Annotated in this window: 21 protein-coding genes; 6 read left to right on the forward strand and 15 right to left on the reverse strand. The window is 66.9% G+C overall.

Going from position 1 to position 24,985, the window contains the following annotated elements:
* Window positions 1-5 precede the first annotated feature (5 nt).
* Entirely contained in the window at window positions 6-827 is an 822-nt protein-coding gene (locus NG696_RS06605; protein ID WP_252566289.1) for a metal-dependent hydrolase, read from the forward strand.
* Window positions 828-940: 113 nt separating this feature from the next.
* On the opposite strand, the gene NG696_RS06610 is transcribed toward NG696_RS06605, so the two are convergent.
* The 6 genes from NG696_RS06610 to nirB form a co-directional block, all read right to left on the reverse strand.
* Complete coding sequence (locus NG696_RS06610) at window positions 941-1,186, reverse strand: hypothetical protein (protein WP_252566286.1); 246 nt, start codon at window positions 1,184-1,186, stop codon at window positions 941-943.
* A gap of 52 nt (window positions 1,187-1,238) precedes the next feature.
* Complete coding sequence (gene deoC, locus NG696_RS06615) at window positions 1,239-1,964, reverse strand: deoxyribose-phosphate aldolase (RefSeq protein WP_252566283.1); 726 nt, start codon at window positions 1,962-1,964, stop codon at window positions 1,239-1,241.
* A 101-nt stretch (window positions 1,965-2,065) separates the two neighbouring features.
* Window positions 2,066-2,992 carry an FAD-dependent oxidoreductase gene (locus NG696_RS06620; RefSeq protein ID WP_252566280.1) on the reverse strand — a complete coding sequence of 309 codons (927 nt, stop codon included), beginning with the start codon at window positions 2,990-2,992 and terminating at the stop codon, window positions 2,066-2,068.
* A gap of 206 nt (window positions 2,993-3,198) precedes the next feature.
* Window positions 3,199-4,353, reverse strand: coding sequence for a uroporphyrinogen-III synthase (locus tag NG696_RS06625; RefSeq protein WP_252574866.1), 1,155 nt, complete (start codon window positions 4,351-4,353; stop codon window positions 3,199-3,201).
* A gap of 14 nt (window positions 4,354-4,367) precedes the next feature.
* Window positions 4,368-5,402: a uroporphyrinogen-III C-methyltransferase gene (gene cobA, locus NG696_RS06630; protein ID WP_252574868.1), complete on the reverse strand. Its 1,035-nt coding sequence runs from the start codon at window positions 5,400-5,402 to the stop codon at window positions 4,368-4,370.
* 2 nt (window positions 5,403-5,404) lie between these two features.
* Window positions 5,405-8,050, reverse strand: coding sequence for a nitrite reductase large subunit NirB (gene nirB, locus NG696_RS06635; RefSeq protein ID WP_252574870.1), 2,646 nt, complete (start codon window positions 8,048-8,050; stop codon window positions 5,405-5,407).
* Window positions 8,051-8,315: 265 nt separating this feature from the next.
* Here nirB and nirD point away from each other — a divergent pair, with 265 nt between their 5' ends.
* The gene (nirD, locus tag NG696_RS06640; RefSeq protein WP_252566269.1) at window positions 8,316-8,678 is read left to right on the forward strand and encodes a nitrite reductase small subunit NirD; all 363 of its coding nucleotides are present in this window, start codon (window positions 8,316-8,318) and stop codon (window positions 8,676-8,678) included.
* A 111-nt stretch (window positions 8,679-8,789) separates the two neighbouring features.
* Here nirD and NG696_RS06645 read toward each other — a convergent pair whose 3' ends face one another.
* Window positions 8,790-10,547, reverse strand: a complete 1,758-nt coding sequence (locus NG696_RS06645) for a phospho-sugar mutase (protein ID WP_252566267.1) — start codon at window positions 10,545-10,547, stop codon at window positions 8,790-8,792.
* 112 nt (window positions 10,548-10,659) lie between these two features.
* On the opposite strand from NG696_RS06645, the gene NG696_RS06650 reads away from it, so the two are divergent.
* The gene (locus NG696_RS06650) at window positions 10,660-11,145 is read left to right on the forward strand and encodes an RrF2 family transcriptional regulator (RefSeq protein ID WP_252566264.1); all 486 of its coding nucleotides are present in this window, start codon (window positions 10,660-10,662) and stop codon (window positions 11,143-11,145) included.
* A 76-nt stretch (window positions 11,146-11,221) separates the two neighbouring features.
* Here NG696_RS06650 and NG696_RS06655 read toward each other — a convergent pair whose 3' ends face one another.
* Window positions 11,222-12,040, reverse strand: a complete 819-nt coding sequence (locus NG696_RS06655) for a purine-nucleoside phosphorylase (RefSeq protein WP_252566261.1) — start codon at window positions 12,038-12,040, stop codon at window positions 11,222-11,224.
* Window positions 12,041-12,167: 127 nt separating this feature from the next.
* Here NG696_RS06655 and NG696_RS06660 point away from each other — a divergent pair, with 127 nt between their 5' ends.
* A complete protein-coding gene (locus NG696_RS06660) occupies window positions 12,168-13,583 on the forward strand; it encodes an NAD(P)H-quinone dehydrogenase (protein WP_252566258.1) in 1,416 nt (471 codons plus the stop codon).
* A 78-nt stretch (window positions 13,584-13,661) separates the two neighbouring features.
* A complete protein-coding gene (locus NG696_RS06665) occupies window positions 13,662-13,847 on the forward strand; it encodes a PspC domain-containing protein (protein WP_252566255.1) in 186 nt (61 codons plus the stop codon).
* Between the two features lie 123 nt (window positions 13,848-13,970).
* On the opposite strand, the gene NG696_RS06670 is transcribed toward NG696_RS06665, so the two are convergent.
* Genes NG696_RS06670 through NG696_RS06680 form a run of 3 tightly spaced genes read right to left on the reverse strand, consistent with a single transcriptional unit; the run spans window position 13,971 to window position 19,232 of the window.
* Complete coding sequence (locus tag NG696_RS06670; RefSeq protein ID WP_252574872.1) at window positions 13,971-15,533, reverse strand: FAD-dependent oxidoreductase; 1,563 nt, start codon at window positions 15,531-15,533, stop codon at window positions 13,971-13,973.
* Complete coding sequence (locus NG696_RS06675) at window positions 15,530-17,758, reverse strand: molybdopterin oxidoreductase family protein (RefSeq protein WP_252574874.1); 2,229 nt, start codon at window positions 17,756-17,758, stop codon at window positions 15,530-15,532. Before NG696_RS06675 ends, NG696_RS06670 begins: the two co-directional genes overlap by 4 nt.
* Before the next feature lies 1 nt (window position 17,759).
* A complete protein-coding gene (locus NG696_RS06680; RefSeq protein ID WP_252566246.1) occupies window positions 17,760-19,232 on the reverse strand; it encodes an MFS transporter in 1,473 nt (490 codons plus the stop codon).
* A 271-nt stretch (window positions 19,233-19,503) separates the two neighbouring features.
* On the opposite strand from NG696_RS06680, the gene NG696_RS06685 reads away from it, so the two are divergent.
* The gene (locus NG696_RS06685; RefSeq protein WP_252566243.1) at window positions 19,504-20,916 is read left to right on the forward strand and encodes an MFS transporter; all 1,413 of its coding nucleotides are present in this window, start codon (window positions 19,504-19,506) and stop codon (window positions 20,914-20,916) included.
* A 146-nt stretch (window positions 20,917-21,062) separates the two neighbouring features.
* Here the strand turns inward: NG696_RS06685 and NG696_RS06690 are convergent, their stop codons facing one another.
* From NG696_RS06690 to NG696_RS06705, 4 genes are all read right to left on the reverse strand, one after another.
* A complete protein-coding gene (locus tag NG696_RS06690; protein WP_252566240.1) occupies window positions 21,063-21,794 on the reverse strand; it encodes a glutamine amidotransferase in 732 nt (243 codons plus the stop codon).
* Window positions 21,795-21,890: 96 nt separating this feature from the next.
* Window positions 21,891-22,331, reverse strand: a complete 441-nt coding sequence (locus NG696_RS06695; protein ID WP_252566237.1) for a YybH family protein — start codon at window positions 22,329-22,331, stop codon at window positions 21,891-21,893.
* Between the two features lie 19 nt (window positions 22,332-22,350).
* Window positions 22,351-24,165, reverse strand: a complete 1,815-nt coding sequence (locus tag NG696_RS06700; RefSeq protein ID WP_252566235.1) for an acetyl/propionyl/methylcrotonyl-CoA carboxylase subunit alpha — start codon at window positions 24,163-24,165, stop codon at window positions 22,351-22,353.
* 129 nt (window positions 24,166-24,294) lie between these two features.
* Entirely contained in the window at window positions 24,295-24,981 is a 687-nt protein-coding gene (locus NG696_RS06705) for a Maf family protein (RefSeq protein WP_252566232.1), read from the reverse strand.
* Window positions 24,982-24,985: the final 4 nt, after the last annotated feature.

The raw sequence follows: 24,985 nt of genomic DNA on the forward strand, positions 1-24,985 counted from the left end.
GCTTGATGGGAGGACATCACGCCGCGTCGGGGGCCGCGGCGTGGGTAGCTATTGCCTCAACGGGGCCGTACACGCTGGGCTGGTATCCGCTGGACGCCACGGGAATCCTCATCGGCGGGATGGCGACGGCGGGGACGGCGCTCGTGTGCGACTGGGACCACCGCCACAGCACCGTGGCCAACTCGCTGCCGCCGCTGTCCAACCTGATTGCTGTGGGTATTGAGAACGCCAGCGGCGGGCACCGGCAAGGCACCCACTCGGTGCTCGGTGCGGCGTTCTTTGTGCTGCTGGCCATGATGGCCGGACAGTTCCAGCTGCGGACGGACTGGGGCCTGCTGTCCGTGGGTGCCGGCCTGCTGTGCATGTTCATGATCAACATTGCGGCCAAGGCGCTGAAGCTGTTTCCCAAGTCAGGATTTATCAGCAACTGGATCTTTGCCCTGGCCATGGCCGGACTGGTGGCCTGGTTCGCGCCGGAGCAGTGGACCTGGCTGCCCGTCTCGATGCTGACCGGGGTAGTGGTCCACATCGTGGGGGACATGATCACCACCGGGGGCGTGCCGCTGCTCTGGCCGATCGTCATCAAGCCACCGAAGTTTCTCCGGAAGCTGCCGGTGCTCAATGACGTCTGGAAAGCCAACGGCGCCTTTTCCTTGCCGCTGCTGGGCCGCGCGGGTTCCCGGCGCGAGTGGCTGGTGCTGATCCCGGTGAGCGCCTACGCGATGGTGGGCATGTGCGTAGCGGCCTGGTCGTTGGCGAAGGCACATTTCCCGGCAGCCATGGCGATCGGAAAGACCACGGTCAGCCGCTTGCTCGGCGCGGGCTGACGTGGTTAGTGCTGACGCGGCCAACACTTAATCCGCCAGTGCTTAAGCGGCCAGAACCCAAAAGGCTGGGGCCCCGGAAAATCCGGAGCCCCAGCCTTTTGAGTTATGGAGTCTTACTTCCCGCCGGCTGAATCGGAGCGGCCGGTGATGGTCTGCGGGATCCAGAACGCCAGGAAAAACAGGCCAAGGCAGACGGCCATCGGCCACGGGTTGCCGAGAGTGAGGAAGGACAGGGAGTAGATGGAGCCCAGGAATAGCGCCATCATGGGTACAAACAGAAGGATGCTGCCCAGGAGGCTGTTCTCGTTCTGGGGGGTTTGTACCGTGGCGTTGCCGGACTCTGTGGTCTTGTTGGACATTCTTTCCTCCTCGGCCCCGCGGGGCTCAAACTGTGGCTGCTCCGGGCCGGTGTCAGTAGCTGAATGAACCCTGTTCACCCTTGACGATGGCAATGCCGGAGCTGGCACCAATACGTGTTGCACCTGCAGCAATCATAGCCTGCGCGTCAGCCAGCGAACGTACGCCGCCGGACGCCTTGACGCCGAGATCGGGGCCTACGGTGCGGCGCATCAGGGCGATGTCTTCGGCAGTGGCACCCCCGCCGTTGAACCCCGTGGAGGTCTTGACGAAATCCGCCCCCGCTTCAACGGACGCCTGGCAGGCCAGGACCTTCTGGTCATCGCTGAGCAACGCGGTTTCGATGATGACCTTCAGGATGGCCCCGCCCGCGTGGACCGCCTCCGCGACGGCGGAGATATCGTCCACCAGCGCACCCTTGTCAGCGGCGCGGGCGGCTGCGATGTTGATGACCATGTCGATTTCGTCAGCGCCGTCCAGCACTGCGCCGCGGGCTTCAAAGGCCTTCACGTCGCTGGGCGTGGCACCCATGGGAAAGCCGATCACCGAGCACGTCAGTACCCCGGACCCCTTGAGCGCGGTTTTGACGGTCTTGACCCAGACGGGATTAACGCAGACTGACTTGAAGTGGTACTCGGCGGCCTCGGCGCACACCTTGAGGATCTCCGCCTCGCTGGCCTCGGGCTTGAGCAGCGTGTGGTCGATGTAGGAAGCGATGTTGCCCGACGCTGAGACCGTACCGGCTCCAGTTTGGTCGGTAGGAGTGGCTGCGTTGCTCATGATGGTCCTTTCCATGTGGCCTTGTGGGCCGCCGGAGCCACGTAGTGCGTGGCTGTTCAGGTGACCATCTTGTCACAGCGGGTGTCGCGGCGGGCGGACGCTTACGCGGCCGCAGGCACGCGCTCCGCCGCACCCGCGGCCACGCCTTCCGCACCCGCGGCCACGCCTTCCGCACCCGCGGCCACGCCTTCCGCCGCTGATGTAGCGGTCATCAGCTGTGCGGCGCAGGCGCCGGCGGCAGAAGCCGCCGCGACCAGCAGTCCCAGCCGCACGCCGTCGAACGCGGCGGCGTCGCCGATGGCCCAGACGCCGGCGACCGATGTCCTGAAGTCCTTGCTGATGGTGATTCCGCCGTTGCGGGCGGTGGCGAGTCCGGCGCTGGCGGCGAGTCCATCGCGGGCAACCCGCTCTTCGGCCAGGACAACCAGGTCGCCGTTCATGCTGCTGCCGTCCTCGAAGACAACCCCGGAGGCGGTCAGACCTGAGCCGGCGATGGAGTGCACCACGGCGGCCGGCCGGACCGTTGTGCGGATGGGCCTGACGCCGCGTGCCCGCAGCACCGCTTCGGCCTGGCCCGCTGCCGCGCCGGTTCCCACGAGGATCCCCAGTGGCCGCCGGCCCAGTTCCCGCGTCACTTCCTTGACGGCGTCGCCGATCCGGGCGGCGTCGTCGATCGTGGAGTAGCTCAGGCAGCGGCCGGCGCCCGCCACGGGGGACGCAACGGGCGCTGATCCGGTGGCGATGACCAGTTCGTCGTAGCTGAGTTCCATGCCGTCGGCGGTGGTGACGGAGCGGTTCTCCGCGTCGATGAAGCTGGCTGGCTGGCCGAAGCGGACTGATACCTGCGGCAGCTCTGCGAGCTCCAGGAGCTCGGCGGGAGCGTCGTCCCGGTTGCTGAGGATGGTGACGGTGCCGCGGAAGCGGGCACCGTCCAGCTGGCGGACCAGCGCCTGTGCGGCGGGCCCGGCCCCGGCAATGACGATGCGCGGAGCCGGGGAAACTGAGGTGGACGGTGCCGGAGCGGACATGTGCTGGCCCTTTCGCTGGCGGCCGCTGGAGCGGCCGGGACTTCGTGATGAATCCCAGCGTAGGCGGCGGGCTTTTCAGGCGTGTTTCCCCGCTGTTGCTGGGAGAATGCCCTTTGTTCGCCAACGTTTACCGGCCGGTAACAGAACCCGTGACGCACCTCTCACTACGCTCCGGAATGACACAAAGGCGGCCGGAGCCCGCGTCCCTAGACGCGGATCCGGTAACCCCTCTTGACCACCGTCTCCACCAGGCGGCCGTCCGGCAGCGATGACCGCAGGCGGCTGACAGTCATGTCCAAGGCGTGGACCGAGCCCTTCAGCTCGAGCAGCTCCGACAGCGACTCCCGGGAAAGCACGGCCCCACCGGCCCCCAGGAGGGCACGCAGCAGCAGCAGCGGCGCAGGCGCCAGCTCAACCTGCGCTCCGTCGACCCGCAGGCTGCGGCCGCGCAGCTCAAGGTTGCCGGACGCGGTGTCCAGCCGCCGCACATGGTTCAGGGCGAGGTGCTCGCACACCAGCCGGATGAGGGCGCCCATCCGGAACCGTTCCGGAACGAGCGGCGAGATACCGGCGTCGAGCAGGGGCTGGGCCGTGACGGGCCCCACCACTGCCGTGGTGACGTTGGACTTGAGGCTTTCGATGAGTTGCTTGTAGACGCCCATTTCGTGGGCTGTACTCCACACGGCGTCGACGGCGGGGGCGCTGGTGAAGGTGAGCACGTCAAGGTTGCCGCTGCACACAGCCTCGATGAGGCGCGGGAGCCTGTCTTCGCCGTCGGGCTTTACCCAGCGGTAGGGGGTGACCGTCAGGACGGTGGCGCCGGACATACGCAGCCGTTCCAGCTGCCGGACGTCCGTGTAGCCGTGCAGCTGCACGGCCACAGTCTTGCCGCGCACGCCTTCGGCGAGCAGCATGTCCACCAGCGTTGCGGTGGTTTCGTCGCTGCTGATTCCGACGTCGGCGAGTCCGGCCGCGCGGACGGCGCCGCGGGCTTTGGGGCCCCGGACGAACATCCGGCACGCCCCGAGGGTTTCCAGCAGCTGCTCACCGATCCCAAAGGAATCGGCAGCTTCGCACCAGCGGCGCATGCCGTACGCCGTGGTGGCGATGCACAGGTCCGGGCGCGCGGCGATGATGGCCTTGGTGTCCTCGATGAGGCGGATGTCCTCCTGCACCGGGGCGATCTTGAGGGCCGGTGCGTGCAGAACTTCCGCGCCGCGGCGTTCCAGGGCCTCGATGAGGTCCCGGGAGCGCCGGTGCGAGGTGACTCCGATGCGGAAGCCCTCCAGCGGGGAGTCCGAGGCCTCCGGCCCTGAGGTCTCTTCAAGCTGGGCGGGCTCACCGGGTGCCAGTGCGGTCATGGGGGTCAATCCTTTCATGAACCGAGCAGCGAGGCCGCCAGCCGGTCGAGGTCGGCGGCGGCCTCAGCATGCCCACGGTTGGCTTCCGCCACGCGAACCACCTCGCCGATGACCAGCACGGCGGGATTGCTGCACCCGGCAGCGGCCGAGGTGATGGTGCCCAAGTCCGCGATGGTGGTGCGCTGGCCGGGGCGGTAACCGCGTTCGACGACGGCCATGGGCATATCGGGGCGCATACCGGCTTTGCGGAGCCCGGCCGCGAGCTGGTGCAGGGTGCCGATGCCCATCAGGACCACAATGGTGCCGCCCAGACCGGCCAGGTGCGTGTGTTCCTTTTCGGTCAGCGGCGCGTGGCCGGAGACCACGGTGAACATGTGGCTGACCTCGCGGTGCGTGACCGGAATGCCGGCGGCCGCCGGCACGGAGATCGCGCTGGTGACGCCGGAGATGACTCGGACGGGCACGCCCGCCGCCACGCAGGAGGCCACTTCCTCGCCGCCGCGGCCGAAGACATAGGGGTCGCCACCCTTGAGGCGGACCACGTTGTTGCCTTCCAGGGCGGCGGCGACCATCAGCTTCTCGATGTCGGCCTGGCCCACCTTGTGGTGTCCGGGCTTCTTCCCCACATCCACCAGTTCGGCCGAGGTCAGCTCCGGCAGGTCCTGGCACGGAGCCAGCCGGTCGAAGAACACCACGTCCGCGTCGCGGAGGGCCTTGACGGCGGCGACGGTCAGCAGCTCGGTGGTGCCGGGTCCGCCACCCACCAGGGTGACGTGGCCGATGGGACCGGCGGCCGGCTCGGCCGCCACCGGAATGCCGGTGACACGGCACCGCTCAAGCAGGGCCTCCCAGCCGGGCTGGCCGTCGTCGACCGCTGCGACCAGGAAAGGACGCTCAGGGAGCGGCCCGTCATGCGCTGCACCCGCAGGGGTGCTGAGACGGTAGACGACGGCGCCCGCGGCCACGAAGCGGCGGACCGCCTGGCGCGCGGCGTGGTCGGAGCCTGTGACCAGGACTTCGCGGCCGGTGAGATCGATGCTGAGCTGCATGGCTATACCTCGTTCTCGGCGCGGGGCCGCATGGGGATGGAGGCGCCGATCAGGACCGGCTGTTGGACCGCGCGGCTCTTTTCCTCCGCGGGGGCAGGGCGCATCTGGCCACGCTCGTCGGAGACGAAGGTGATGGAGTCATCCTTCTGGTCTGGCGCGTTGACGAAGGACCGGAACCGGCGCAGGCGCTCGGGGTCCTTGAGGGTGTCCGCCCATTCGTCCACGTAGGTGTCAACGTGCTTGGCCATGGCGGCTTCAAGTTCCTCGGCGATGCCCAGGGTGTCCTTGACCACCACGTCCTCGACGTGCCTGATGCCGCCGTCGAGTTCTTCCTGCCAGCGCGCGGTGCGCTGAAGGCGGTCCGCCGTGCGGATGTAGTACATGAAGTAGCGGTCGATGTACTTAAGCAGGGTTTCGTCGTCGAGGTCCTTGGCTAGGAGCTGGGCGTGGGCCGGGGTGGCACCGCCGTTGCCGCCGACGTAGAGGTTCCAGCCGTCGGCCGTGGCGATCACGCCGACGTCCTTGCCGCGGGCCTCGGCGCATTCACGGGCACAGCCGGAGACGCCCATCTTGAGCTTGTGCGGGCTGCGGAGGCCGCGGTACCGGAGCTCCAGCTGGATGGCCATGGCCACCGAATCCTGGACACCGAAGCGGCACCAGGTGGAACCGACGCAGGACTTCACGGTGCGCAGGCTCTTGCCGTACGCCTGGCCGGATTCGAAGCCGGCGTCCACCAGTTCCTTCCAGATTTCCGGGAGCTCTTCCAGCCGGGCACCGAACATGTCGATCCGCTGGCCGCCGGTGATCTTGGTGTACAGGTTGTACTTCTCGGCCACGGCGGCGATGACGCCGAGCTTCTTGGGGGTGATTTCACCGCCAGCGATGCGGGGGACCACCGAGTAGGTGCCGTCCTTCTGCATGTTGGCGAGGGCGCGGTCGTTGGTGTCCTGCAGGGTGCCGCGGCCGGCGTCAAGGACGTAGGCGCTGTTCTGGCTGGCCAGGATGTTGGCGATGGTGGGCTTGCAGATGTCGCAGCCGGCGCCGGTGCCGTACTTGGCCATGATCTCTTCGAAGGAGGTCACTTCCAGGACACGGATGGCGTCGAAGAGTTCCTGGCGGGACAGCTCGATGTGCTCGCAGAGTGCCTTGGAGACCTCGACGCCGGACTTGGTGAGTTCGGTTTCCAGCAGCTTCTTGAGCATCGGGACGCAGGAACCGCAGCTGGTTCCGGCGCGGGTGCAGCCCTTGAGCTCGCCAAGTTCCTGGACGGGGGCGTTGCCGTCGCAGGCGCCGCAGCCGTTGATGGTGTCGCGGATGGTGCCGGCGGCCACGTTGTTGCAGGAACACAGGATGGCGTCGTCCGGGAGTTCGGATTCCGGAGCGTCGCCGCCGCCGGCCGCGCTCAGGTAAGCGCCGGGTTCAGCAGCGAGCTCGCGGCCCAGGAGCGGACGCAGGCTCATGTACGGGGAAGCGTCGCCTACGAAGATGCCGCCCAGGAGGGTCTTTGCGTCGTCGGTGGTGACGATCTTCTGGTAGACACCGCGGGCGGGGTCGGCATAGACGATTTCAAGGGAGTGTTCGGTCTTGGCGAACCCGTCACCGAAGCTGGCAACGTCAACGCCGGAGAGCTTGAGCTTGGTGGCAGTATCGAAGCCGGGGAACGTTGCCTGGCCGCCGTGGAGGCGGTCTGCCACGATCTCCGCCATGGTGTTGGCCGGTGCAACGAGGCCCAGGCACATGCCACCGTAGTTGGCGACCTCACCGATGGCCCAGATGCCTTCCACCTCGGTGGCGCAGAAGTCGTTGATGACCACGCCGCCGCGCTGGCCCAGGCTGAACACCTGCTCTTCCCCTTCGGCTGCGCGGAAGAGTTCATCGCGCGGCCGGACGCCGATGGCGACGATCACGAGGTCAGCGTCGATAATGCGGCCGTCTGCCATGAGGACACCGGTGACCTGGCCGTCGTCGTCGGACAATACTTCCGAAGGGAACACGCCGCCGTGGACTGCGAAGCCTTTGGCCTTGATGAGCCGGCCCATTGCCTGGCCAGCGCCTTCGTCCAGCTGTGTGGCCATCAGCCACTGCGATCCGTCGATGACGATCGGGTTGGCGCCCAGCTGCTCCGTGCCGGCGGCCGATTCGAGTCCGAGGAGGCCTCCACCGATAGTGACGGCGTTGACCTTGCGGCCCAGCTTCTCCGTGAGCCCGGTAATGGCCTCGTTGATGGCCCAGACGTCTTCGAGCGTGCGGTAGACGTGCGTGTGCTCGGCGCCGGGGATGGGGAGGCGTGCGGCATTCGAGCCGGTGGCGACCACCAGGTCGTCGTATTCGAAGATGCTGCCGGCAGCGGTCTCAACCGTCTTTGCTTCGGCATTGATCTTGACCACGCGCTCGCCGGTCTTCAGAGTCAGGGAGTCGTGGTCCCACATTGAGGCAGAGCCCAAGGTGAGGTCCACGCTGCTGTCCGTCAGTGCCTTGGAGAGCGCCACGCGGTCGTACGGGAGGTGGGCTTCTTCCGTGAGGACCGTGACGTCCCAGCCCTCAAGGCCCCGGGTGTGCATGGCATCGGCGAAGCGGTGGGCAGCAGGGCCGCCACCGGCGACGACGATCCGGCGCGTTGCCGTCTGGCTTGAAGTCTGTTCGGTCACTGTGGGCCTTTCGCATGTGCCGCAGACGATGTTCTGCGACTTTCTCTGACGAGGTGTGTCCATCCAGACTAGGTAGCCGCAGTTTCGCTTCAGTTTCCCTTATGTTTCGTAGGCTTAACTTCTGCATCACGAACGCGTTTCCGATCGGGTGAGGTCTCTTTTACGCGCTGGACACATTCACTGCACGCCTTTGAAACACCCGTTGCCTAAGTTGTTTGGTATGGCCATAGAGGTGGCCAATCAAGCACGGGGAGAGGAGCCGGACATGACGGCAACACTGGAACTTGGGGCGCTCGCCGCCGATACCGTTACCTGGCACCGGGTCTGCGCCGTGGACGAGCTAGAGCTTGCCTGGGGCGAAGCAGCGCTCATTGAAGGCCGCCAGGTGGCACTCTTCCGGACCGGCCCCAGTGAGGTTTTTGCGGTGGCCCAGGAAGATCCGGCCACCGGCGCCCACGTAATGGCCCGCGGCATTCTGGGTTCACGCGGCACCCGCCCCACCATCGCTTCGCCGCTGCACAAAGAGGTCTACGACCTGGAAACCGGCGAATGCTTCGGAACCGCCGCGGTGCGCCTGGAAACGTTCAGCACCCGCATTTCCGACGGTTTCATCGAAGTCGCGGTCTAGGCCAAGGATCCGGCCGACCTGCGTTGAGCTGTCCTGCCCCGCAATAGCGGTGTGGGCCAGCAACGGTCATGCGGGGCGCGGCCGTCCTTACGCGAAGGGCGGGTCGAAACGTTAGAGCCCGAGGGCCTCGCGGACATCGCCGAGCACATTGTCCAGGGCGGTCCGGGCTGCCTGCCGGGCTTCCGGCAGTTCGGCCGCTGACTCAACCGGGAGGATGACTTCCAGGTAGCACTTAAGCTTGGGCTCGGTGCCGCTGGGCCGGATGATGACCCGGGTCTCGTCCCGGGTCAGATACAGCAGGCCATCGGTGGGCGGCAAGTGCTCGCTCCCTTCGGCCAGGTCCACGAAGGTTTCAACAGCGGACGAACCGAACGAATGGGGCGGGCTCACCCGGAGCCGGTTCATCATGGCGTCCAGCAGGCCAAGATCCGCCACTCGGATGCTCAGTTGGTCGCTGGCGTGCAGCCCGTGCTGAAGGTAGAGCTCATCCAGGGTGTCGAAGATGGTCTTTCCGTCCGCCTTGGCAGCGGCGGCCATTTCCGCGATGAGGACCGCGGCAGAGATCCCGTCCTTGTCCCGGACCAGTTCCGGAGCACAGCAATAGCCCAGGGCTTCCTCGTAGCCGTAGACCAGCCCGGGCACCCGGGAAATCCATTTGAACCCGGTCAGCGTTTCCTCATGCTCGTACCCGGCCGCCGAGGCGATGCGCGAGAGCAGTCGCGAGGACACAATCGAATTGGCGAAGACGCCGGGCCCTTCGCCACTGCCTGCTTCAACCGTACTGCCGGTGCCGGCTGCCAGCCGGGCCACAATGTGCGCTCCCAGCAGCGCGCCCACCTCGTCGCCGCGCAGCATGCGCCAGGCGCCGGTGTCAGGATCCTTCGCCGCCACGGCTGCGCGGTCCGCATCCGGATCGTTGGCCAGGACGATATCGGCGTCGACGCGGGCGGCGGTTTCCAATGCCAGGTCCAAGGCGCCCGGTTCCTCCGGATTGGGAAAGTTCACCGTGGGAAAGTCGGGATCCGGCTCAGCCTGTTCGGCCACCAGGGTGACATCGGCAAAGCCGGCAGCTTTCAGCACTGCCACGGCAGTTTCGCCGCCGACGCCGTGCATGGGGGTCAGGACAATCCGCAGGTCGCGGGACGGGAAGCGGGCCGCATCAGCGAGTGCCGCCGTCGCGCGTTCATAATCCGCCGCAACCGACGGATCCAGGACCGTCCAGCCGTCCGCGGCAAGGGTGATGGTTTCCAGGGCGCCCACGGCATCGATCCGCGCGGCGATCCGGGCGTCGTAGGGCGCCACGATCTGCGCACCGCGGCCGCTGTCCTCCACGGCATGGCGGCCCAGGTACACCTTGTATCCGTTGTCCTGCGGAGGATTATGGCTTGCCGTCACCATCACGCCGCCGTCGCAATCGAGGGCCCGCACGGCGAAAGCGAGCAGCGGGGTGGGCAGCGCGGACGGCATCAGGAAAGTTTCAATCCCGGCGGCCGTGAAGATGGCCGCCGTTTCCTCGGCGAAGATGTCCGAGTTGTAGCGGGCGTCATAGCCGACGACGGCGCGTGGCCGGGTCCCGGGCGCGGCCTCACCCACCGCATCAACGAGGAAGATGGCGAGGCCGGCGGCGGCGCGGCGCACCACGACGCGGTTCATCCGGTTCGGCCCAGCGCCCAAGGCGGCGCGGAGGCCTGCGGTGCCGAACTGCAGCGTGCCGCTGAAGCTGTCGGCGAGCTCTTGCGACGCTGCGGGCGAGCCCTCCTCCGCGAGTTGCAGCAGCTCTGTGAGCTCTGCGGCTGTGGCGGGATCCGGATCTTTGGCCGCCCATTCGCGGGCGTGGCTGAACAAGGAAGCGGCATCGGAGGACGTCATGCGGTCAACGCTATCGTCATTGCTCCAGGAACTGTGCCGGAACACTCGCCCGTGACAGCGGAAAGCAGCGAAATCCTTGCAGTAAATTTTCTGGACAAGTAATGTCGCGAATATGAAACTGGGGCAGGGCGTTGAGTGGGGGCTGCATAGCTGCGTCAACATGTCCTGGACCGCGCCGGGGGAGGCCGTCAGCAGCGCACGGCTGGCCGAGTTCTACAAGCTTCCCGCCGCGTACCTGAACAAGCAGCTCCAGGCCATGGTGCGGGCCGGGATCCTGACCTCGGTGTCCGGCCCGCGGGGCGGCTTCTCGCTGGCCAGGCGTCCGGACCGGATTTCCGTCCTTGATGTGGTCCTGGCCATCGAAGGAAAGAACCATGCCTTCCGGTGCGAAGGCATCGCCAAGGACGCCCCGGGCGCGAGCATGGACGCCGACTACGCCCGCACCTGCCTTATTTCGCAGACCATGCGCCACGCCGAAGTCACATGGCGGACTGAGCTGTCCCGGCAGAGCATTGCCGGGATCGCCCAGTCCATCGAGCGCCGGTTTCCCGAGGCCCGGGAGGCCACCGTCCTGCAGCTCGTCGGTCCGCGAACCTGACCAGCCCTACATCAACGCGGGGTCACTAAACGCCCATGGGAAGCCTCGGATGGGCGCTAAGTGACCCCGCGTTGTCCTAAAGCTTGGCGATGATGCCCGCCAGCAGCTTGGAGATGCGCGGTCCGGCGGCCTGGCCGGACTCGATGACTTCCTGGTGGCTCAGCGGCATGGCGCTGATGCCGGCCGCGAGGTTGGTGACCAGCGAAATTCCGAACACTTCCATGCCTGCGTGCCGGCCGGCGATCGCTTCCAAAGCAGTGGACATGCCCACCAGGTCCGCGCCGATCCGCTTGGCGTACTGGACTTCGGCCGGTGTTTCGTAATGCGGTCCGCTGAACTGGGCATAGACGCCTTCCTCCAGCGAGGAGTCCACTTCACGGGCGAGGGCACGGATGCGCGGGCTGTACAGATCCGTCAGATCAACGAACGTTGCGCCTTCAAGCGGGGACGTGGCGGTGAGGTTGATGTGATCTTTGATGAGGACCGGGGTGCCCGGCGTCCAGCTTTCGTTCAGCCCTCCGCAGCCGTTGGTGAGGACCAGGGTTTTGCAGCCGGCAGCGGCAGCGGTGCGGATGCCGTGGACCACGGCGCGGACGCCTTTGCCCTCGTAGTAGTGCGTCCGTGCGCCCAGGACCAGCGCGCGTTTGCCCTCTTTGGTCAGGACGGAGCGGATGGTGCCGACGTGCCCTTCGACCGCGGGGGCGTGGAAGCCCGGGACGGTGTCGGCGGTCAGGGTGGCGGTGGTCTCGCCGATGAGGTCGGCGGCTTCGGCCCAGCCTGAGCCCAGGACGAGAGCGACGTCGTGATTGTCCACCCCGGTCTCCTGCGCGATGTACTCAGCGGCAGAGCGCGCGGCGGCGAAAGGGTCCGTGTTCTGGAAGTCTGTATTACTCACTGGTACAAGTTATCGTGCTGGTGCCGCTGTGCACAGTGGCAACAGCGTCGCGCCGGGCCGCAGACGGCACCGTGACGGGGCACTCGTTATTGGTGGTCCCTGCGCAGATGCGCGAGAATGGTTGATTGTGACTACGCACCCTGATTTCAGCTCACCCCGGATCGCAATCCTCGGAGGTGGCCCCGGCGGATACGAAGCCGCTATGGTCGCTGCCTCGCTGGGGGCGCAGGTCACCATCATCGAACGCGCGGGCATGGGCGGCTCCGCCGTGCTGACCGACGTCGTGCCTTCCAAGACCCTGATCGCGACGGCGGATCTGATGACCCGCGTCGGTGAGGCGGGCGAGCTGGGAGTGAAGTTCGACGTCGACGGCGGCGACTTTGTGCCGGCGATGCGCGCCGACCTCAAACACATCAACGACCGCCTGCTGGGCCTTGCCCGCCAACAGTCCACCGACATCTCCACCGGACTTGAGCACCAAAACGTCCGCATCCTGCTTGGTTCGGGCAAGCTCCTGGACAACCACACCATCGAGGTCCTGACCGCTGACGGCACCGAAATCGTGGAAGCGGACACCATCCTGCTGGCCGTCGGCGCGCATCCCCGCGAGCTGCCCACCGCGCGGCCGGACGGGGAACGCATCCTGAACTGGGCGCAGATCTACAACCTTGACGAGCTTCCCGAGGAACTGATTGTCGTGGGCTCCGGTGTCACCGGTGCCGAGTTCGCCTCGGCCTACAACGGCCTGGGCTCCAAAGTCACCCTGATCTCCAGCCGTGACCGGGTGCTGCCCGGCTCGGACACCGACGCCGCGGAGGTGCTGGAGGAAGTCTTCGAGCGCCGCGGTGTGCGGGTCCTGTCCCGCGCCCGTGCCGAAACCGTCGAGCGGACCGACGACGGCGTGGTGGTCACCCTTGGTGACGGATCGAAAGTCACCGGCAGCCACTGCCTGGTCTGCGTGGGCTCCATCCCGAACACCGCGGGCATCGGCCTTGAAGAGGCCGGCGTGGCCCTCACCGAGAGCGGCCATATAAAGGTCGACGGCGTCTCCCGCACCACGGCGCCGAACATCTACGCCGCCGGCGACTGCACCGGCGTGCTGGCTTTGGCCTCGGTGGCCGCAATGCAGGGCCGGATCGCGATCGCCCATTTCCTGGGCGACAGCGTTATGCCGCTCAAGCTTCACCAGGTGGCGTCGAACATCTTCACCTCACCCGAGATCGCGAACGTGGGCGTCTCCGAGGCCGAGATCCAGTCCGGCAAATACCAGGGCGACATCGTCAAGCTGTCGCTCAAGAGCAATGCCCGCGCCAAAATGCGCAATCACAAGGACGGCTTCGTCAAGATCTTCGCCCGTAAGGGCTCTGGCACCGTGATTGGCGGTGTTGTGGTGGGGCCGAACGCTTCCGAGCTGATCTTCGCCATCTCCCTTGCGGTCACCCAGAAGCTGCACGTCGACGACGTCGCCAGCACCTTCACTGTGTACCCGTCACTGAGCGGTTCCATCTCGGAAGCGGCGCGGCGCCTGCACGTCCGCATGTAAGTACCGGTGGTTGAGCCTGCCGAAACCCGAGGGACCCGGCAGTCTCCATCGCCGGCAATCTCGGGTAGCGTGGCGGGCATGACTACAGCTCTGGAGCGGCCGCGCAGCGGAAAAATCATCGGTGGGGTTTGTGCCGCCCTGTCAGCCCGATTCGGGATCCCGAAGTTCCTGGTCAGGCTCGGGTTTGTGATCTTTGGCCTGGTGGGGATCGGCGAGCTGGTCTACATCGCGCTGTGGATCATGATCCCCAAGGCCCCGGCGTAGAGCAGGGCCTGCCCAGACCAGGGCCCGGGCGAGAAAGCACACCGGCCGCTACGCTTGGTGGGTGGAAATTCGAGCTGTCCTCTTCGATCTGGACAACACCCTGGGGCTCAGCTACCCATGCTTTCAGGCGGCGGGAGCCGCCTGGAAGTGTTTTTCGATGAGCCCCTTGATGTCCTCGTGGCAGCCGCCGCAGCCGGTGCCGGCGCGGGTTGCCTTGGACACCTCGGCCACGGTGGAGCAGCCATCCGCCACGGCACCCTGGATCTTGGCCCCGCTGACTCCGGCACAGCGGCACACGGTGCCAGCCGGATCCGCGGGACCGGACGCGGCCAGCTGGTCCGGGCCATCCAGGCGCAGGAGCAATGACCTGTCAGCCGGAAGCTCCGCGCCACGCTCAAACAGTCCCACTAGCTCCGCGGCGGTCCGCGGCATGCCCACGACCACCAGGCCTTCCAGCACTCCGCCGCGCGTGGTCATCTTGACGTAGCGGCCGTGTTCCGGATCGGCCCACTGGGCGATCTGAAGGCGCGGCCGGCCGTTCACGGCGCCCGCGGTGAGCACTTCTTCGTCCCACGGCTCGGCACCGTTGTCGCCGGCCACAGCCATGTTCATGCCACGGGCCTTCAGCACAATCACGGCGGCCTGTTCCTGGGGCAGCTCCTGCAGCGCGTCGGCTTCCTCCTGCGTGCCGGTGGCCAGCAGCGTCAGGTATTCGGCCAGCCATTCTGCCTGCCGCCACCCGGGTCCCACCAGGCCGGACGGGCCCTTCGCCGTGCGGCATTCACCGCAGGCGGGGTCCGGGCAGCGGACCTCGGCGCAGTCGCCGATCGCGAAGATGTGCGGCTCGTGGTGGGCACGCAGCCGGTGGTCCACCAGGATGCCGGTACCGGTGGACAGGCCGCAGCCCTCCGCGAGCTCGGTCCGGGGACGGACGCCACAGGAGAGGACCAGGAGATCGCCGTCGATCGCCGAACCGTCATTGAGCAGCAGCGCCGAGAACCCGCCGTCGGGCGCGTTGTGCTCCACCCCGGTGGACCGGGCGTTGCCGGCCATCCGGACGCCGCACCGGCGCAGGCTGGCCGCGAGGACCGCCCCGCCGCCGCGGTCGATGTTGCGCCCCAGCGGGTGCGGCCCGTTGTGCACCACCGTGACGGTGGCACCTTCCTCGGCAGCGGCGAGGGCTGTTTCGAGCCCAAGGACACCGCCGCCCAGCACCACCACGCGCTTGCCGCCGTCGACTGCCTGTTTGAGCACTGCAGCGTCGCGAAGGTCCCGGAGGGCTGTGACGCCGGCCGGAAGGACTGGGGAGGCGGGATCGGGGTTGATGCCGGTCAGGTTGGGGATGACGGGCCGGGAACCGGTGGCGAAGACCAGCCGCTCATAGTGGGCCGAGGTGCCGTCGGTGAGGAGCACTTGCTGGCGGGCGCGGTCCACGCGGCGGACGCGCACGCCAAGCCGGACGTCCACGCCATCTTCGGCCAGGGCTGCGGCGTCAGAGAGGGCCAGGGCATCGGCAGTGGTGCGTCCGACCCCAAGATCGGCCACCAGCACACGGTTGTACGCGGCCTCGGCTTCCTCGCCCACGACTGTGAGGCTGACGTGCCCGTCGCGGACCGCGGGCAACAGTTCATCGATCAGCCGGGCAGCCACGGGGCCGAAACCAACAATGACAATCTGCTCACTCATGAGGCCTCCGATGTCTGAAGAACACTGTTCTGAAGTCCGGTTGCGACCGCCCGGACCCACACCTTGTTGAACTTGAATTCGGGCATCCCGGATATGGGATCCGTCACCGCCTCGGTGAGGCGGTTGGCGCTTTCAAGCTCCGGGAAATGGAACGGCAGGAAGACTGTCTCGGGCCGGATCGCGGTGCTGAGTTCCGCACGGCAGACCACCTCACCGCGTTCATTGGCCACCGAGACAAAAGCACCCTCGGTGATGCCCATGGCGGCCGCTGCGGCGGGGTGGATCTGCATCTTCGCCTCGGGCTGGCTGGCCAGCAGCTCGGACACCCGCCGGGTCTGCGCCCCGGACTGGTAGTGCTCCAGGAGGCGCCCGGTGATCAGGGTCATGGTTTTCGCGGCCGGGTCCGGATTGGGGGCCGGCGTACGACGACGGCGGGGCGTCACCGGGGTCATGACCGCCTTGCCGCCGGCGTGGGCGAACGTGTCCAGGAAGAGCCGGGGCGTGCCGGTGCTCCCTACGGGGTACGGCCAGTAGGCAGCTTCGCCGCGGTCCAGCATGGCGTAATCGATGCCGGAGTAGTCGGCGTGCCCGCCGGCCGAGGCCAGCCGCAGCTCCTCGAAGACGGTTTCCGGATCTTCGCTGTACGTGGACGGGGCCCCGAGCGCTTCTGCCAGCCGGGCCATGATCCACAGTTCGCTGCGTGCGCCGGCCGGCGGCTGCAGGGCCTGGCGGCGGCGGAGGACGCGCCCCTCGAGGTTGGTGAGCGTGCCCTCCTCCTCGGCCCACTGCAGGACCGGGAGGATCAGGTCGGCTTCGGCGGCCGTCTCGGACATAAAGAAGTCGCAGACCACCAGGAAGTCCAGGCTGCGGAGCCCGGCGATGACGGCGTTTGCGTCGGGGGAGGCCACCGCGATGTTGGAGGCGTGCACAAAAAGGCACCGGACGCCGTCGGGCTGTCCCAGCGACTTCAGCAACTGGACGGCTGGGAGTCCCGGCCCGGGAATGGTTTCTTCGGGGACGCCCCAGACGCCGGCCATGTGGGCGCGGGCGGCGGGGTCGGTGATCTTCCGGTAGCCGGGGAGCTGGTCGGCCTTCTGGCCGTGCTCGCGGCCGCCCTGGCCGTTGCCCTGGCCGGTGAGGGTGCCGTAGCCGCTGCGGCGCGAGCCGGGCAGGCCCAGCAGGAGGCTGAGGTTGATCGCGGCGGTGGCGGTGTCCGTGCCGTCCACGTGCTGCTCCACACCGCGTCCGGTAAGGATGTAGCTGCCGCCCTTGCCCGCGCCGTCGGCGAGCCTGCGGGCGGTTTCCCGGATGAGCTCCGCCGGGACGCCGGTGAGGGACTGGACGCGTTCGGGCCAGAACGAGTTGACGCTGCGGACCACGGCTTCATAGCCGGTGGTGCGTGCCGCGATGAAGTCTTCGTCTGCCAGGCCCTCGTGGATGATCACGTGCGAGAGGCCCAGCAGAAGGGTGAGATCGGTGCCCGGCAGGGGCTGGAGGTGAAGTCCGCCGCCGTCGGCCGTGAATTTTGCCGTGGCTGAACGGCGGGGATCTACCACGATCAGCCCGCCGGCGTCGCGGGCGCCCTGGAGGTGCTGCACAAACGGCGGCATGGTTTCGGCGACGTTGGAGCCGAGCATCAGGATGGTGCTGGCGGAGTCCAGGTCTGTCAGCGGGAACGGGAGGCCGCGGTCCAGGCCGAAGGCGCGCATCCCGGCGGCCGCGGCGGAGGACATGCAGAAGCGGCCGTTGTAGTCGATGCGTGAGGTGCCAAGGGCCAGGCGGGCGAACTTGCCTAGCATGTAGGCCTTTTCGTTGGTGAGGCCGCCGCCGCCGAAGACCCCGACGGCGTCCTTGCCGTAGCGTGCCTGCGTGTCCTTCACGGCGGTGGTGACCAGCGCCAGGGCCTGGTCCCAGCCGATGGGGCGATGGACGCCGTCGGCCCCTTTGAGCAGGGGTTCGGTGACCCGTCCGGGGTGGTTCAGGAGCGTGGCTGAGGTCCAGCCTTTGCGGCAGAGTCCGCCACGGTTGGTGGGGAAGTCGCGGCCGCTCACTTCGAGTAGGGGGGCCTTCAGAAGGGTGGCGTCCGCAGCGGCCAGCGCCGCGGATTCAGCCGGCACGGGGACTGACCCCGGCTCGGAAGCCGGGGTCAGTCCCGCAGGGGACGTGAGCGTCATGGCGCACTGCAGGGCGCAGTAAGGGCAGTGCGTGTCGGCGCTTTTGGTCATGTTAGACGTGTCCCATCGCGTTTCGGTTGGCGTTGCGGATGTAGCAGAACCAGCAGACCGCCAGCATTACAACGTAGGCTCCGACGAAACCGTAGAAGGCCGGGGTATAGGAGCCGCTGGCTGTGTTGGAAGCGTTCAGGACCTGCGGGATAACGAAGCCGCCGTAGGCGCCGATGGCCGAGATCAGTCCGAGGGCCGATGACGCTAGCCGCTGGGTCTCCACCGTGCTGGCACCGGACTTCGCAGCCCGGCTGGACGTTGCGAAGATGATGGGGATCATCCGGTAGGTTGCGCCGTTGCCGAAGCCGCTGGCGGTGAAAAGCATCAGGAAGAGGACCAGGAACAGCCAGAAGTTCTTCAGCGGCAGGGTCCAGATCATGGTCAGGGTGATGACGGCCATGGAGGCGAAGGCCGCCACGGTCATCCGGGCCCCGCCCATGCGGTCAGCCATGCGTCCGCCGTAGGGGCGGGCGAGTGAACCGACCAGCGGGCCGAGGAAGGCCAGCGAGAGTGCCACGGTGCCGACTCCGATGGAGGAGAAGGCCGGGAAGTAGTCCTTGATGAGCTTGGGGAACACGCCGGCGAAGCCGATGAACGAACCGAAGGTGCCGATGTACAGCAGCGCCATGATCCAGAGGTGCGGTTCCTTGAGCGCCGCGACCGAGCCGGCCACGTCACCCTTGGCGCTGGTGAGGTTGTCCATGTACTTCCAGGCACCGAAGGCGGCGATCAGGATGAAGGGGATCCACATCCAGCCGGCCATCGGCAGGTTGACGCTGCCGACCGCGAGCAGGGTGATCGCAATCGGGACGGCGAGCTGTGCGACGGCGGCACCCATGTTGCCGCCTGCGGCGTTCAGGCCGAGAGCCCAGCCCTTTTCACGGGCCGGGTAGAAGAACGTGATGTTGGCCATGGAACTGGCGAAGTTGCCGCCGCCGAAGCCTGCAAGTGCAGCCACCAGCAGCATCACACCGAACGGGGTTTCCGGATTGGAGACGCAGAGTCCCAGGCCAACGGCGGGAATCAGAAGGAGGAGCGCGGACACGATGGTCCAGTTCCGGCCGCCGAAGCGGGGAACCATAAAGGTGTAGGGGATCCGGAGCGTGGCGCCTACCAGGCTGGGCATCGAGATCAGCCAGAAGATTTCCGAGGTGGTGAACGTAAAGCCGGCTGCCGGGAGCTGGACCACCACGATGGACCAGAGCTGCCAGACCACAAAGCCGAGGAACTCGGCGAAGATGGACCAGTTCAGGTTGCGGCGGGCGATGGTTCGGCCGGCGGACTCCCACTGCTCTTTGTTCTCGGCGTTCCAGTTGGCGATCCAGCGGCCAGGACGGAATTCAAGGGCGGGGGCGTCGGTTGTACGGGTGGAGGGCTGGGCGCTGGCGGATGAAGACACGCCTCCGTGCAACGGGGCGGTGTCTATATCTACGGAATTGCCGGTGCCGGCATCTGCGCTGCGGTCAACAGTCACGGTGGACCTCCTCTTGGGGGATGTTGTCCTTCCAAGGTAGAGAACGTGCGTTTCATGGACGGTCGCCGTTTGTTAACGCGCTGTGACATTTGCCTATCGGCAACCGACGGGCGACGTGAGGAGAGTTAACGGACCGAAGGATGAGACGTGTGCCACTAGTCCATATGGTGGACCTTTTGTCCATTGACTGGACGGCCGGAACTAATATTGAACTCTAACTACTGCATGCCGGACCCTACCGGGCCCGGCCGGTTCTCAGGAAAGTGTTCATATGTCATCTACGCAAACCACCGCGGAGCAAGGATCCCCCAAGGCGGTGAACTCACGCGGCCGCGTGATTGTGGCCAGCCTGATCGGCACCACCGTTGAGTTCTACGATTTCTACGTCTACGCCACCGCCGCCGTACTGGTCTTCCCGGCGCTGTTCTTCCCCAACCAGAATGAGACCACCCAGCTGCTCAGCTCCTTCGCTGTCTTCGGCGTGGCTTTCGTTGCCCGCCCGCTGGGATCCATCGTCTTTGGCCACTTCGGCGACAAGTTCGGCCGCAAGGGCACCCTGGTGGCCTCGTTGCTGACCATGGGCATTGCCACCTTCCTGATCGGCTGCCTGCCCACTGCGCTGGTCCCGGGCTGGCAGTTCTGGGCTCCGGCACTGCTCGTTGTTATGCGCTTCGCCCAGGGCCTCGCCCTCGGCGGCGAATGGAGCGGCGCGGCCCTGCTGGCCACGGAAAACGCCCCGGCCAACAAGCGCGCCATCTACGGCACGTTCCCGCAGCTCGGTGCACCCATCGGCTTCATCATCGCCAACGTGATCTTCCTGGTGGCCAGCTATGCACTGACACCGGCCGACTTCCTGGCCTGGGGCTGGCGCGTGCCGTTCCTGCTCAGCGCCGTCATGGTGATCATCGGCCTGTACGTCCGCCTCAAACTGATCGAAACGCCTGCCTTCACCAAGGTGCTCGAATCCAATGAGGTGGCCAAGCTGCCGCTGGCCCGGGTCTTCAAGACCAGCTGGCGTCCGCTCATCCTGGGCACGTTCATCATGCTCGCCACGTACGTGCTCTTCTACCTGATGACCACGTTCACGCTGACCTACGGCACCCGAGCCTCCAACCTGGATGCCGCCCGGGCTGCCGCCGAGAAGGCCGGCAAGCCGATGTCCGAGGCCGCCGCGGCAGCGTTTGTTCCCGGCCTGGGCTTCACCCGCAACGACTTCCTCTGGATGCTGATTGCCGGCGTCGTCTTCTTCGGCATCTTCACCCTTGTTTCCGGACCATTGGCGGAGAAGTACGGCCGCCGCAAGATGCTGTTGACCGTCACCGGTGGCATCTTCGTCTTCGGCCTGCTGTTCGTCCCGCTGTTCAGCGGCGGCTTCGTGGGCACCATGGCCCTGCTGGTCATCGGCTTCTCCCTGATGGGCCTCACGTTCGGCCCCATGGGTGCGCTGCTGCCGGAACTGTTCCCCACCAATGTGCGCTACACGGGATCCGCCGTCAGTTACAACGTGTCCAGCATCCTGGGTGCTGCGGTGGCTCCGTTCATCGCCGTCGCGCTCTGGGAGCTGGCCGACGGCAGCCCGGTCCTGGTGGGTGTCTACCTGACCGCGATGTCCGTGCTGACCCTGATTGCGCTGTTCGTGAGCAAGGAAACCCGCGACCTGGACTACGAGAACAACGTAGCCTGACGCCCCGCCGTCGGGCCTTCCAGCCCGGTTGCTGACAGAACTGCCCGGCGTGTTCCCCGTTATTCCGGGGAGCGCGCCGGGCATTGCTGTGTGCGGCGGGACCAACCGGGGAGGAACGCACGACGGCGGGGCTCCAGTTGCCGCTGTCAGTTGCCGTAGCGGGCCACGAAGTTACGGAGGATCTTCATGGGCTCCGTGGCGGTGTACGTCCGCGCGTCAGCCATGAGCTCCTCGGCGGACTCCGGCGGGAAGTATCCGGCATGCCGGTAGATATCGATCCGGGTGACCAGCCCCTCCGCGTCCAGTTCCGGGTGAAACTGTGTGGCGTACAGGTTCTGCTTGATGCGGAACATGTGGACGGGGCAGGCCTGGGAGGATGCCAGCAGCACCGCGTGGGAGGGCAATCTGGTGCAAGCCTCCTTATGCCCGGTGAAGGCGGTGAAACGCCGTGGCATCCCGTGCAGGAGCGGATCCGCGAGCCCCGCCTCCGTCAGCTCGATTTCCACCCCGCCCAGCTGTTCGCCGAAGGTCCTGTCGATCACGGCGCCCTGGTGCCTGCCCAGAGTCCCCACGCCGTAGCAGGCGCCCAGAAACGGAAAGTCGCGGGCCACGATCCGGTCCAGCAGCCCGGCCAGTTCATGCTCCACCCGGTGCTGCGTTTCGCTCTTGTGGTCTGCCGGGTCGCTGGACGTGAAGGGACTCCCGCCCACAATCACGCCTGAGAATTCGGCCAGGTCCAGTTGCGGCAGGGGAGCGGCCTCAAGCCGGACACGCCTCAGCTGCGAAGGGGTCAGCCCGCCATAGGTCAGGTACGCCTCATACTCTTCCTCGGCGGCGGCGTCTTCAGCCCGGGAGGCAAGGAACAGGAAAGGCTTCACACGCTAAGTGTGCCTTTCGCCCCAGCTCAACGCCAGAGGACGCCCAGCGCCAGCCTGCAGTTGGCGCCGGAGCACAGCCCCGGCGCCAGAGGGACGTCAGTGGCTGGCAGGCTGCGCGAGGGACCGGCGGGACTGCGGCTGGGCGGCAGGATCTGCGTGGCGGTGGACCAGCTTCCAGTAGCCTTCTTCGCGCCGGAAGATGCTGGTCACGCGGAGCGCGAACTCTTCCGGCGCCGCGGCGCCCTCCAGACGGGCCCGGAAATGCTCCGTCTCCACCAGGTAGGCCGTGTCGCGTGCGGTGTAGGAGGTGATGGTGTCGAAGCCCAGCATCTCGCCGTCCTGGAACTGCCGGGACGCCTGGTCCAGCCGGGCCTCCACCTGGGCCCAGCCACGTGCGATGCCGCCGAACGGGTTGGCCAGCGTGACGTCGTCGAGCCTGGAATACAGGTCCTTGACGGCACCGGGATTCCCGCGGGTGATTTCCGGAACCGCCAGGTGGTAGCGGTCTACTTCTTCTTCAAAACTGGGTGCGAGCATGGGGTGCCTCCGGCAGGGTCTAGTCTTCGATCGTGGCGATGACGGCGCCGGCCGAAACCGTCTCACCGGCCACTGCGCTGAGTCCGGTGATGATGCCGGAACGGTGCGCGGTCAGGGGCTGTTCCATCTTCATCGCTTCGAGCACCACCACCAGGTCACCCTCGGACACAACGTCGCCGTTTGCCACGGCAACCTTGACGATGGTGCCCTGCATCGGGGAGGTCAGCGCGTCGCCGGCGGCGGCCGCAGCCGCTCCGCCTGAACGGACGCGTTTCTTGGACTTGTTGGACTTCGCGCCGGCGGCGGAACCCGCCCCGATCGAACCAAGGGAGGCCGGCAGGATAACCTCGAGGCGCTTGCCACCCACTTCAACCACCACGCGCTGGCGTTCACCGGCGTCGCCACTGGCTTCAGCGGTTCCGTCCGGCGTCCAGGCGGGAATGTTGTTGACGAATTCGGTTTCAATCCAGCGGGTGTGGATGCTGAAAGGCCCCTCCGCGGGCGCAAAAGCGGGGTCCGAAACAACGGCGAGGTCGAACGGGATAACGGTGGGGATGCCCCCCACCACCATTTCCTCCAAGGCGCGCCGCGAACGCTGCAGGGCCTGGGCGCGGGTGGCGCCGGTGACGATCAGCTTGGAGAGCATCGAGTCGAAGTTGCCGCTGATAACATCGCCCTCCTCCACGCCGGAATCGATCCGGATGCCGGGGCCTGTGGGGTTCTTCAGGGTGGTGATGGTGCCGGGGGCGGGCATGAAGTTGCGGCCCGGGTCCTCGCCGGTGATGCGGAATTCGAACGAGTGTCCACGGACCTCGGGGTCGCCGTAGCCGAGCTCCTCGCCGCGGGCCAGCCGGAACTGTTCGCGGACCAGGTCAATGCCCGTGACCTCTTCGGAGACGCAGTGCTCCACCTGCAGGCGGGTGTTGACCTCGAGGAAGGAGATGGTGCCGTCCTGGCCCACCAGGAACTCGCAGGTTCCGGCGCCCTGGTATCCGGCTTCCTTCAGGATGGCCTTGGAGGATTCGTACAGGCGGCGGTTCTGCTCTTCTGTGAGGAATGGGGCCGGTGCTTCTTCAACGAGCTTCTGGTTGCGGCGCTGCAGCGAGCAGTCACGCGTGGAGATGACAACGACGTTGCCGTGGGCGTCCGCGAGGCACTGTGTTTCGACGTGGCGCGGGGCGTCCAGGAAGCGTTCGATGAAGCACTCGCCTCGGCCGAAGGCTGCGGTGGCCTCACGGACGGCAGACTCGAAGAGCTCCGGGATTTCTTCGCGGGTGCGGGCCACCTTGATGCCGCGGCCGCCGCCGCCGAAGGCTGCCTTGATGGCCACGGGCAGGCCGAACTTGTCTACGAACTCAAGGATTTCCTCGGCCGACTGCACAGGATCGGCGGTGCCGGGGACCTGGGGTGCGCCCACTTTCTCGGCGATGTGACGGGCCTGCACCTTGTCGCCGAGGGCGGAGATGGCCTCGGGGGACGGGCCGATCCAGGTGATGCCGGCCGCGATGACCTTGGCGGCGAACTCGGCGTTTTCGGCGAGGAAACCGTAACCGGGGTGGATGCCGTCGGCACCGGACTGGCGGGCAACGTCAATGATCTTGTCCATCACCAGGTAGGACTCCGCGGCGGTGTTGCCACCCAGGGAGTAGGCCTCGTCGGCCAGCCTGACATGGAGCGCGTCGCGGTCCGGATCGGCGTAGACAGCCACGGAGGCAATGCCCTCGTCGCGTGCCGCGCGGATGATGCGCACTGCGATTTCGCCTCGGTTTGCGATCAGCACCTTGGTGAGGTTCGACTGCACGGGACTAGCGGACTGCTCCAAATTTGCTGACAAGGCGTCTCCTTCTTTCCTTCAGGGAGCCTAGCGCGATTTTGTGGGTTCCGCCGATGTTACTTGCGGTTTCCGCGTGTAAACGGGCGCGGCTTTGTAGGGAACCTACAATTGGTCGGAAAATCGCCGCAATTATTCGGCGGACCACAGGTCCGTGATGCGTACGTTGGCGTGCCCGAGGAGACTGCGCAGCGTGGAGACTGACAGCCCGACGACGGCGTGCGGATCCCCGTCCACCTTCCGGATGAACGCCCCGCCCAGGCCGTCGATCGTAAAGGAGCCGGCGCAGTGCAGCGGTTCGCCCGTGGCGATGTACGCGTCGATCTCTTCCGGATCCATCTCGGTGAAGTGGACCTCGGCGGAGGCGACCGCCCCGAGCGTGGCGCCGGATCCCGGTGCCGTGCTGCCGCCGTCGGCCGCTGCGTCGGTGCCTATCTCGGCGGGCTCGTCATCGGCTGCCGTCGCGCGGCAGTCCACCAGCCAGTGCCCGGTGTGCAGGACACCGCTGTTGCCGCTCATCCGCAGCATCCGTTCGCGGGCGACGGCGGCCGTGTACGGTTTGCCGTGTGCCTCGCCGTCGAACTCGAAGATGGAGTCGCAGCCGATGACCAGCGCGCCCTCCGCTTCCGGCAACGCGGCCACCGCCTCGGCCTTGGCGCGGGCCAGCAGCAGCGCGGTATCGTGCGGATCCGTGACGCCGTAGTGGGCCTGGACCGCGTCCTCGTCCACGTCGGAGACCAGCACGGAGTGCCGGATGCCGGCGTCGGCCAGGAGCTTGGTGCGGGCGGGGGACTGAGAGGCGAGGATGAGGCGGGTCACCGTT

The sequence above is a fragment of the Pseudarthrobacter cellobiosi genome (assembly GCF_023913755.1).
GTDB classification, from domain to species: domain Bacteria; phylum Actinomycetota; class Actinomycetes; order Actinomycetales; family Micrococcaceae; genus Arthrobacter; species Arthrobacter cellobiosi.

Excerpts from the sequence above, each read along its gene's own strand:
- NG696_RS06605 (WP_252566289.1), top strand. The coding sequence starts at position 6 with ATGGGAGGACATCACGCCGCGTCGGGGGCCGCGGCGTGGGTAGCTATT.
- NG696_RS06610 (WP_252566286.1), bottom strand. The coding sequence starts at position 1,186 with ATGTCCAACAAGACCACAGAGTCCGGCAACGCCACGGTACAAACCCCC.
- deoC (WP_252566283.1), bottom strand. The coding sequence starts at position 1,964 with ATGAGCAACGCAGCCACTCCTACCGACCAAACTGGAGCCGGTACGGTC.
- NG696_RS06620 (WP_252566280.1), bottom strand. The coding sequence starts at position 2,992 with ATGTCCGCTCCGGCACCGTCCACCTCAGTTTCCCCGGCTCCGCGCATC.
- NG696_RS06625 (WP_252574866.1), bottom strand. The coding sequence starts at position 4,353 with ATGACCGCACTGGCACCCGGTGAGCCCGCCCAGCTTGAAGAGACCTCA.
- cobA (WP_252574868.1), bottom strand. The coding sequence starts at position 5,402 with ATGCAGCTCAGCATCGATCTCACCGGCCGCGAAGTCCTGGTCACAGGC.
- nirD (WP_252566269.1), top strand. The coding sequence starts at position 8,316 with ATGACGGCAACACTGGAACTTGGGGCGCTCGCCGCCGATACCGTTACC.
- NG696_RS06645 (WP_252566267.1), bottom strand. The coding sequence starts at position 10,547 with ATGACGTCCTCCGATGCCGCTTCCTTGTTCAGCCACGCCCGCGAATGG.
- NG696_RS06650 (WP_252566264.1), top strand. The coding sequence starts at position 10,660 with ATGAAACTGGGGCAGGGCGTTGAGTGGGGGCTGCATAGCTGCGTCAAC.
- NG696_RS06665 (WP_252566255.1), top strand. The coding sequence starts at position 13,662 with ATGACTACAGCTCTGGAGCGGCCGCGCAGCGGAAAAATCATCGGTGGG.
- NG696_RS06670 (WP_252574872.1), bottom strand. The coding sequence starts at position 15,533 with ATGAGTGAGCAGATTGTCATTGTTGGTTTCGGCCCCGTGGCTGCCCGG.
- NG696_RS06675 (WP_252574874.1), bottom strand. The coding sequence starts at position 17,758 with ATGACCAAAAGCGCCGACACGCACTGCCCTTACTGCGCCCTGCAGTGC.
- NG696_RS06685 (WP_252566243.1), top strand. The coding sequence starts at position 19,504 with ATGTCATCTACGCAAACCACCGCGGAGCAAGGATCCCCCAAGGCGGTG.
- NG696_RS06695 (WP_252566237.1), bottom strand. The coding sequence starts at position 22,331 with ATGCTCGCACCCAGTTTTGAAGAAGAAGTAGACCGCTACCACCTGGCG.